Source organism: Faecalibacterium sp., from assembly GCF_052358865.1.
Lineage (GTDB): Bacteria > Bacillota > Clostridia > Oscillospirales > Ruminococcaceae > Faecalibacterium > Faecalibacterium butyricigenerans.
The window spans coordinates 1-7977 of the sequence record NZ_DAWCVJ010000096.1; the positions used below are offsets into that span (position 1 = coordinate 1).

The 7977-nt window shown below is 54.1% G+C and carries 9 protein-coding genes and 2 pseudogenes; 6 read left to right on the top strand and 5 right to left on the bottom strand.

Going from position 1 to position 7977, the window contains the following annotated elements:
* Positions 1-337 (top strand): Crp/Fnr family transcriptional regulator (locus ACT8X9_RS11900; RefSeq protein WP_444269127.1); only part of this gene is annotated, 337 nt, incomplete at its 5' end.
* Here ACT8X9_RS11900 and ACT8X9_RS11905 read toward each other — a convergent pair.
* Positions 338-565 (bottom strand): hypothetical protein, encoded by a 228-nt coding sequence (locus tag ACT8X9_RS11905; RefSeq protein WP_444269128.1) that lies wholly within the window; start codon positions 563-565, stop codon positions 338-340. It abuts the gene before it with no gap.
* A 22-nt stretch (positions 566-587) separates the two neighbouring features.
* Between ACT8X9_RS11905 and ACT8X9_RS11910 the strand changes: the two genes are divergently transcribed.
* Positions 588-1922 (top strand): threonine/serine ThrE exporter family protein, encoded by a 1335-nt coding sequence (locus ACT8X9_RS11910; protein WP_444269129.1) that lies wholly within the window; start codon positions 588-590, stop codon positions 1920-1922.
* A gap of 113 nt (positions 1923-2035) precedes the next feature.
* Here ACT8X9_RS11910 and ACT8X9_RS11915 read toward each other — a convergent pair whose 3' ends face one another.
* Positions 2036-2788 (bottom strand): DUF4866 domain-containing protein, encoded by a 753-nt coding sequence (locus ACT8X9_RS11915; RefSeq protein WP_249233261.1) that lies wholly within the window; start codon positions 2786-2788, stop codon positions 2036-2038.
* Between the two features lie 203 nt (positions 2789-2991).
* On the opposite strand from ACT8X9_RS11915, the gene ACT8X9_RS11920 reads away from it, so the two are divergent.
* Positions 2992-4215, top strand: coding sequence for an argininosuccinate synthase (locus tag ACT8X9_RS11920; RefSeq protein ID WP_444269130.1), 1224 nt, complete (start codon positions 2992-2994; stop codon positions 4213-4215).
* Between the two features lie 209 nt (positions 4216-4424).
* Here the strand turns inward: ACT8X9_RS11920 and ACT8X9_RS11925 are convergent, their stop codons facing one another.
* Positions 4425-4676: a hypothetical protein gene (locus ACT8X9_RS11925; RefSeq protein WP_444269131.1), complete on the bottom strand. Its 252-nt coding sequence runs from the start codon at positions 4674-4676 to the stop codon at positions 4425-4427.
* Positions 4677-4908: 232 nt separating this feature from the next.
* On the opposite strand from ACT8X9_RS11925, the gene ACT8X9_RS11930 reads away from it, so the two are divergent.
* From ACT8X9_RS11930 to ACT8X9_RS11940, 3 genes are all read left to right on the top strand, one after another.
* The gene (locus ACT8X9_RS11930) at positions 4909-5220 is read left to right on the top strand and encodes a hypothetical protein (protein WP_444269132.1); all 312 of its coding nucleotides are present in this window, start codon (positions 4909-4911) and stop codon (positions 5218-5220) included.
* A 178-nt stretch (positions 5221-5398) separates the two neighbouring features.
* Complete coding sequence (locus ACT8X9_RS11935) at positions 5399-6331, top strand: AEC family transporter (RefSeq protein WP_444269133.1); 933 nt, start codon at positions 5399-5401, stop codon at positions 6329-6331.
* 65 nt (positions 6332-6396) lie between these two features.
* Positions 6397-7527, top strand: a complete 1131-nt coding sequence (locus tag ACT8X9_RS11940; protein ID WP_444269134.1) for an SLC13 family permease — start codon at positions 6397-6399, stop codon at positions 7525-7527.
* A gap of 62 nt (positions 7528-7589) precedes the next feature.
* Here ACT8X9_RS11940 and ACT8X9_RS11945 read toward each other — a convergent pair.
* Positions 7590-7763: pseudogene (locus ACT8X9_RS11945) on the bottom strand (L-2-amino-thiazoline-4-carboxylic acid hydrolase); the annotation flags it as partial.
* Between the two features lie 20 nt (positions 7764-7783).
* Positions 7784-7977 (bottom strand): annotated as a pseudogene (locus tag ACT8X9_RS11950) (class I SAM-dependent methyltransferase); the annotation flags it as partial.

The following is a 7977-nucleotide window of genomic DNA, read 5'->3' on the forward strand; positions in this document are numbered from 1 at the left end:
GAACGTCAAGCGGCTGCTCACCTCCTGCCCCACCGCCTGCGACCATCACCAAAATCTCATCCTCAATCTGGTCAGCGGTCTGGCAAACAAAATACTGCTTTTTAACGATAAGATCACCCATGTCAGCAAGCGGACCACCCGGGAAAAGCTGCTGTCCTACCTTTCTGCCGAGTCCATCCGGCAGGCGTCCCTCTCCTTTGACATTCCCTTTGACCGTCAGCAGTTGGCAGATTTTCTCTGCGTGGAGCGTGCCGCCATGTCGGTGGAGCTTTCCAAGCTGCAAAAGGAAGGGTTGCTGGTCACCAAACGGAATCATTTTGAGCTGTTGACTCGTTGATCATTCTATACGCCGCACGCAGGCGGCAAAAGTCGTTCCGGGGGAAAATCCCAGTTTGGCAAACTCCGCTGCCGGACACGCCGTACCGCAGAGCCGCCAAAAACGCAACGTATTTTCTTCTTTGAAATACCAAACGAACATTGCCGGCATATCCAAGATACGTTTTACCCGCCCTGCAATTTCCCTTATAATAGCACCGCAGTCTTGAAACGGCTGCAACATTCCCATATCACAAAGGAGGCTTTCCGGTATGGGACAACGGCAAAGTGAGATCATCAAAAATCACATGGAAGTCTACTGGCACGACTATGCGTCGGCCAGCAAGGGCGTCCCCATTACCGAGGCGGGGCTTGTGGAAAAAGCCTCCGTTATTGGACGCACCGGGCTGATGCTGCTGGAATGCGGCACCGGCGCATGGCGTGTTCGAAGCTCCATGAACACCCTTTCGCGGGAGCTGGGAGTCACAACAACAGCGGACATCGGCCTGTTGTCCATTGAGTTCACCTGCTTTGACGGTGACCAGTGTTATACCCAGTCACTCTGTCTGACAAATACGGGCGTGAATACCTCCCGGCTGAACCGACTGGAGCATTTCGTCAACGACTTCGACCGGGAAGGAAAATTTATGACCGGCGAAGAACTGCACAGCCACCTCGATGAGATCGAGCGCATCCACGGCTTGTATTCGCCCATCGCACTGGGCTTTGCATCTGCACTGGCCTGCGGCTGCTTCACCTTTCTGCTTGGCGGCGGCATTGTGGAAATGCTGTGTGCCTTCTGCGGTGCAGGCATCGGCAACTTTGTACGGTGCAAGCTGACAAAGCACCATTTCACCCTGTTTCTGGGCATTACGGCGTCGGTCTGTTCAGCAAGCCTCGTGTATGCCATCCTGCTGAAGCTGGCAGAGGTGCTGTTTGCCGTATCGGCGCAGCACGAGGCGGGGTATATCTGCTCCATGCTCTTCATCATTCCGGGCTTTCCGTTCATTACCAGCGGCATCGACCTTGCCAAGCTGGATATGCGCTCCGGGCTGGAACGTCTGGCCTACGCCGTCCTCATCATTCTGGTGGCAACCATGACGGCTTGGATCATGGCACTGCTGCTGCATTTGCAGCCGGTGCAGTTCCCTGCTCTGAGCCTGACACTCCCGGAAGAGATCGTGTTCCGGCTGCTGGCAAGTTTTGGCGGTGTGTTCGGCTTTTCGCTCATGTTCAACAGTCCCCGGAACCTGGCAGTCTGCGCCGCCCTTATCGGTGCGGTAACGAACACGTTCCGGCTGGAGCTGGTGAGCCTTGCGGGCTTTCCGCCCGCTATTGCAGCGTTTCTGGGCGCACTGCTGTCCGGATTGCTGGCCTCCTGCCTGAAGAGCGCCGTCGGTTATCCCCGCATCTCCGTCACCGTGCCGTCCATCGTTATCATGGTACCGGGACTGTATTTCTACCGTGCCATCTATAATCTGGGCATCCTGTCTCTGATGGACTCCGCCACATGGTTTGCAGATGCCATTCTCATCATCGTGGCACTGCCGTTAGGGCTGATCTTCGCCCGTATTGTCACTGACAAGACTTTCCGTTATTGCACCTGATGTGCAGCATTTCCATTCTCCCATATAAGGCAAAACGCAGCGAATCTTTTAACGGTTCGCTGCGTTTTGTTTTGCTGTGATGCACTTATAAAGGGAGTTCGTTTACAGGGCGTTTACTCGCCGTAAACGATCTTGGTAGCAGTTTCCACATGGCGTTCCAGCCGGTCGGCAAAGTGTTCCAGTGGCAGAAAAACGCCAAGTTCATCGTAGCGGGTTCCGCCGTCCTTGAGCGTATCCTGTCCATAGTAGACCACGGAACGGGGCAGTGCGTGCTGCAGCTTCATCTGGATATCCCAGACGGTGGAGTAGGCCTCCGCTTCCGTTACCTTCTGCTTCACGGTGTCCGGCAGTTCGTAGATCAGCAGCAGCCCCAAATGCTGGTTGTAGTGGTACTCCACCACATCCATCGATCCTTCGTCGTAGCCGTGATACTTGCAGTAGCCGCTGGCAAGGTACATTTTTACCTTTTCCTGCTTCTGGAACACCCGGATGAACCGGTCGTATACTTTGCTGCTCACGGCAAATTTGTTGTTCGGCAAAAGAACGCCGGCATCATCCGTCAGGATCACCGGGTTCGGCTGACCATCGGCGTTGAATTTGAACGGGATCAGGGCAGCGTTCCGTAGCAGGTCAAACATACTGTGCTGGCAGATCGCCATCAGAAAGGCAGACAGATCCTTGTTCTCGTAGGCATTGAACAGCGCTGCGGCAAACTGCTGTGCACTCACGGTCGGCGCATCCAGTGCGTCTGCCATGTCCAGCGAGTCGTTGAAGGTATCCATCAGGCGTCGGCAGGCTTCTGGATTTTTCAGGATCTCCCCGAACAGTGCCTCTGCCTTTTCTTCTCTTGAAAATATCGTTGCCATCAAAAAGACCCTCTTTCTGTTTATTTCCAACTACTATTATAGATTCATAATGCCCCGCTGTGAAATACTGCTTTCATATTGCTGCTATATGCAGAACACTTTTTACACATTTTCCAAGTGCCCGTATAATGGACACTGCAATCATGAAATTGCACGAGGGAAATCGAAAAGTATATAAGTTGGTTTGAACGGAGGCAGTTCCTATGTCTGAGGTCAAAAAGGTCGTGCTGGCATATTCCGGCGGTCTGGACACTTCCATTATCATCCCGTGGCTGAAAGAGCACTATAACAACTGCGAAGTCATTGCCGTGTGCGGCAATGTGGGGCAGAAGGGTAAACTGGAAGGCTTGGAAGAGCGCGCCAAGGCAAGCGGCGCATCCAAGCTGTACATCGAAGACCTGACCGATGAATTTGTGGAGGATTACGTCATTCCCACCATGCAGGCCGGGGCAGATTACGAGGGTTATCTGCTGGGCACCAGCTTTGCCCGCCCCATTCTGGCAAAACGCGTGGTGGAGATTGCCCGCGCCGAGGGTGCGGATGCGGTCTGCCACGGCAGCACCGGCAAAGGCAACGATCAGGTGCGCTTTGAGCTGGCCATCATGCACTTTGCACCCGACCTGAAGATCATCACCCCGTGGCGCGAGTGGGACATCCAGAGCCGCGATGAAGAGATCGACTATGCCGAGGCTCATCACATCCCGCTGAAAATCAGCCGGGAGACCAACTACTCCAAGGACAAAAACCTGTGGCATCTGAGCCACGAGGGTCTTGATCTGGAAGACCCAGGCAACGAGCCTCAGTACGATAAGGTCGGCTTCCTCGAATTGGGTGTCAGTCCCAAGACCGCACCGGACAAGTCTGAGTTTGTGGAGCTGGAATTTGAAAAGGGCGCTCCTGTGGCTCTGAACGGCGAGAAGCTGAAGCCCGCTGCCATCATCGCAAAGCTGAATGAGATCGGCGGCCGCAACGGCATCGGCCTGTACGATGTAGTGGAGAACCGTCTTGTGGGCATGAAGAGCCGCGGCGTCTATGAGACCCCCGGCGGCACCATCCTGTACAAAGCCCACGAAGTGCTGGAAACTCTGACGCTGGACAAGTTCACCGCCCACAAGAAACGTGAGCTGGCCATCACCTTTGGCGAACTGGTGTATGATGGCCAGTGGTTCAGCCCGCTGCGCAAAGCTCTGAGTGCCTTTGTCACCTCCACACAGGAGCACGTTACCGGCAAGGTGCGTCTGGAACTGTACAAGGGCAACCTCATCAATGCAGGGGTCTGGTCGCCGTTCTCTCTGTATCGTGAAGACATCGCCACCTTTGCCGCAGGCGGCGACTACAAGCAGAGCGACGCCACCGGTTTCATCAGCATCTATGGTCTGCCCACCAAGGTGCAGGCTATCGTAAACAGCGAAAGAGAAGGGGAATGAAGTAGTTTATAGCAGTTTGTGCTTTTATCGCAAGTCAAGAAATTAGTGCAACATTTAAACAGCATATTTGCGATATGCAATTCAACGCTGTTGTTGTTGCATTAAAAAGTTGAATTGCTATAATGCACAAGCATCGCTTGTGGTTTACTCTGCGAATCAAAAAGGGAGTTCTGTCGCGGACAAATGTCCGGGCAGAACTCCCTTTGCCTTTAGCGAATATTATGATGGATAAACAAAAATAAACCTTTCGGCCGCAGATAGTCAGACAGTTCGCTTTCAGGCACACCATACACGGGCAGAACCCCGTCGATAATCGGAACGTCCGGATGCTCTGCCGTAAGACGGGAATCCAGATGGGGCTGTACCAGCACGACTTTAAGTGCTGGATTCTGCTCTCGCAGATAGCGAGCCGTGCCAAAGCCGGTGCCGCCGGTGCCTGCCATGCAGACCAGAACATCCACATTTTTTCCGTGTCCTGCCAGATCTCCGGCCCGGTGGTGCGGTAATGTGCTTCAGGGTTGGCCGGATTCGCCGCTTGATCGTTGAAGTAGGCTCCGGTACGGCGGCAGTATGCTGCAATTTCCTCCAGCGTTGCTTCCCGTTCCGGCTCCTGCCATGTGTGAGTGCGCTCTGTTTCCGGGCGATCCCCTGTTGCGTCTTTGTAATCCAGAAGACGAACCCCATAAGGGCAAAATGCTCAAAGTCGATGCCGTTCTTCTTGAGCAGATTCTGGAAGCAAATGCTACACACAAGGCAACCGTTTTTCTGGGAAATCGCATATTCGTAAAAATCGGCCGCTCGCTTACCGATGAGCCTCTGCAGTTCATCGTCCAATGCATAAGAGCCAGCCTCCGCCGCATTGTGAAGCAGCGTGCGCTTTTCTGCGGTCAGGGCATGACCGTCCGACACATGGTCCGCAATGATTTTCTAGATAGCTTCCGGCGCATGCGCCGGGTTGATCTCGCTGATTCTGGACATTGTAACCCCTTCCTTTCCCGTTGGTGAATGTTTTATCCACAAAATATTCCAATTTACATATTATGTCAATGGGTTTTTGCTTTGAGCATAAAAATGCTCTATGCCATCCTTCTGAAACATGTTTTTTCTCTGTTTTCTCTTGACGATGCCCCGCTAATGGAGTAGGATGGTGCTGCAAAAACGAATTGCAAAAGAGGAGATCTAAATGCAAATCAGCCTTTTATTGATGCAGCAGATCGCGCAGCTATTTCTGGTTCTGCTGATGGGATATGCCGTTGTGAAAACCGGCTTGTTGAAGGCATCGGACAGTAAGGTGCTGTCTGTGGTCTTCGTCTATCTGGTCATGCCCTGTGTCGTTCTGAACGCCTTTCAGATCAAGGATACACCGGAGATCCGCACCGGGCTGCTTTATTCCATGGGCATCGCCGTTGGAATGCACGTTGTATTTCTGCTTCTGAATGCGCTGTTCCGCAAAGCTCTCAAGCTGGACGCCGTGGAGCAGGTCAATATCATTTACAGCAATGCCGCCGCGCTGGTCATCCCCATCGTGCAGGCCCTGCTGGGGGAGGAATATGTTGTCTACTCCTGCGCCTTTGTCATTGTACAGCTGGTGCTGCTCTGGACTCATGCCAGTGCCTGCCTGCAGGGCTCTGCACAGCTGGAATGGCGCAAGCTCCTTACCAATGTCAATCTGATCGCCATTGCAGCCGGTGCTCTGCTGTATCTGCTGCACATCTCGCTGCCCGCCCCGATCACCAGCACACTGAGCAGTGTCGGAAATATGATCGGCCCCATGGGAATGCTGCTGGCAGGCATGGCCATTGCGGAAGTGCCCCTGAAAAAGGTTTTCTGCACCCCGCGCAACTATCTGCCGGTATTTCTGCGTCTGCTGGGTGTTCCGCTGGTCATCGTTCTGCTGCTTTGGGCAGTTCGCGCATCCCTTTGGATACCGGACGGCAAGTCCATCCTGATGACGGTCTACCTTTCTGCCATTACCCCTGCCTGTGCAACAGTCACCTCTATGGCACAGCTCTATGACCGGGATGCCTCTCATTCCAGCGCGATCTATGTCCTGAGCACGCTGCTTTCCATCCTGACCATGCCGCTGATGATCGGGTTGTTTGAACTGCTGCTCTGAAATACGAAAAAAGGCCGTCCGGCATCGCAGCAGGACTGCCTTTACAACTACAAGGATGTGTCTCTATGAAACTCAAACAATTCATTCAGCAGGAAACGGTCCTCACCGCAGCCGCTGTGCTGGCCGTTGTCTCCGCCTTCTTTGTTCCGCCGGATGTGCAGTATCTCGGCTACATCGACCTGCGCACGCTGGCGATCCTGTTTTCCCTGATGACGGTCATGGCCGGGCTGCGGCGGCAGGGCTTTTTTGATGGACTGGGCCGGGCGTTGCTGTCCCGCACCCACAGCACCTTTCAGCTGACGCTGGTACTGGTCGGGCTGTGCTTTTTCGGAAGCATGTTCATCACCAACGATGTTTCCCTGCTGACCTTCGTTCCCTTTACGTTCGTGGTCCTGAGCCGTTTGGGAGCGGATGTCTGCCGCTCCCTTCTGATCCCGGTGGTCTGTATGCAGACCATTGCGGCAAACCTTGGCAGCATGCTGACCCCCATCGGCAACCCGCAGAACCTCTATCTTTACGGAAAAAGCGGCATGCGCATCGGGGGATTTGTTCTTCTTATGCTGCCCTACACCCTGGTCTCTCTGCTCCTGCTGCTGGCTTGGGCAGCAATGGTCTGCCGGAAAGCCTCTGCCGCCCTTTCCGTAGATGAGCTTGTTTCTTCTTCTGCATCTCAGGGGGATCAGAAGATCATCCTGCTGTATCTGGTTCTGTTTGCCGTCTGCCTGCTGTCCGTGATCCGGGTGCTGCCCTATGGCATTGCCTTTGCCGCTGTGCTCGTCTGCGCCCTTTTTGCAGACCCGCACACCTTACGGGCAGTGGACTATTCCCTGCTTCTGACCTTTGTGGCTTTTTTCATCTTCATTGGCAATCTTGGCCGCATTCCGGCCTTTTCCGGCTGGCTGCAGGAGTTTCTGACCGGTCGGGAAGTTCTGGTGGCGGTTCTTGCTTCGCAGGTCACCAGTAATGTTCCCACCGCCCTGCTGCTGTCCGGATTCACGGCAGAGACACAAGCCCTCATCATCGGCACCAATCTGGGAGGTCTTGGCACTTTGATCGCATCCATGGCCAGTCTTATTTCCTACCGGCAGATCGCACGGGAGCTGCCACAGGGGAAGAAGCAGTATTTTGGGCTGTTCACCCTGTCCAACCTGATCTTCCTTGCGATCCTGCTGGGCGTGTGGTTCTTGCTCCGCTGAGCGTGGCCGATACCATAAATTTCTTCCTCTGTTATCGACTTGACAAGCATCGCACACTCCTCCTAATTTATTTTCTTTTTTTTGTACCCGCAGTCGCAGTAGGATCCGCCGGAGGCAAGAGTGTACTGCCGCACAAAGTTCGTCGCAGCGCCCGCTTCGCTCATGGTGTAGTCCAGACGGCACAGGGCGGGGGTCAGGTCGTACAGCCCCAGTTCCTTCATCAGCATCCACATCCCCATGGGCATCCCGGCATATTTCATTGTCTGTCTCCAATTCCGATCTTCACGATTTGCATTTTCATCCCGTTGTCACCGACCCTTGCAAGAAACCGGAAAAAGCTGCTGACGGAAGGGTCTCTCAAATCGTTGTAACCCAGCATATAGCCCCTGCTTGTCACTTGCAAACGGCTGTCCCATGGGGAAAGCTCGCTTTTCGCATCCGAAACCGCGA

Bases quoted from the DNA above. Each gene is read 5' to 3' on its own strand.
- ACT8X9_RS11910 (WP_444269129.1), top strand. From the start codon at position 588: ATGGGACAACGGCAAAGTGAGATCATCAAAAATCACATGGAAGTCTAC.
- ACT8X9_RS11940 (WP_444269134.1), top strand. From the start codon at position 6,397: ATGAAACTCAAACAATTCATTCAGCAGGAAACGGTCCTCACCGCAGCC.
- ACT8X9_RS11920 (WP_444269130.1), top strand. From the start codon at position 2,992: ATGTCTGAGGTCAAAAAGGTCGTGCTGGCATATTCCGGCGGTCTGGAC.
- ACT8X9_RS11930 (WP_444269132.1), top strand. From the start codon at position 4,909: ATGCTCAAAGTCGATGCCGTTCTTCTTGAGCAGATTCTGGAAGCAAAT.
- ACT8X9_RS11905 (WP_444269128.1), bottom strand. From the start codon at position 565: ATGGGAATGTTGCAGCCGTTTCAAGACTGCGGTGCTATTATAAGGGAA.
- ACT8X9_RS11935 (WP_444269133.1), top strand. From the start codon at position 5,399: ATGCAAATCAGCCTTTTATTGATGCAGCAGATCGCGCAGCTATTTCTG.
- ACT8X9_RS11915 (WP_249233261.1), bottom strand. From the start codon at position 2,788: ATGGCAACGATATTTTCAAGAGAAGAAAAGGCAGAGGCACTGTTCGGG.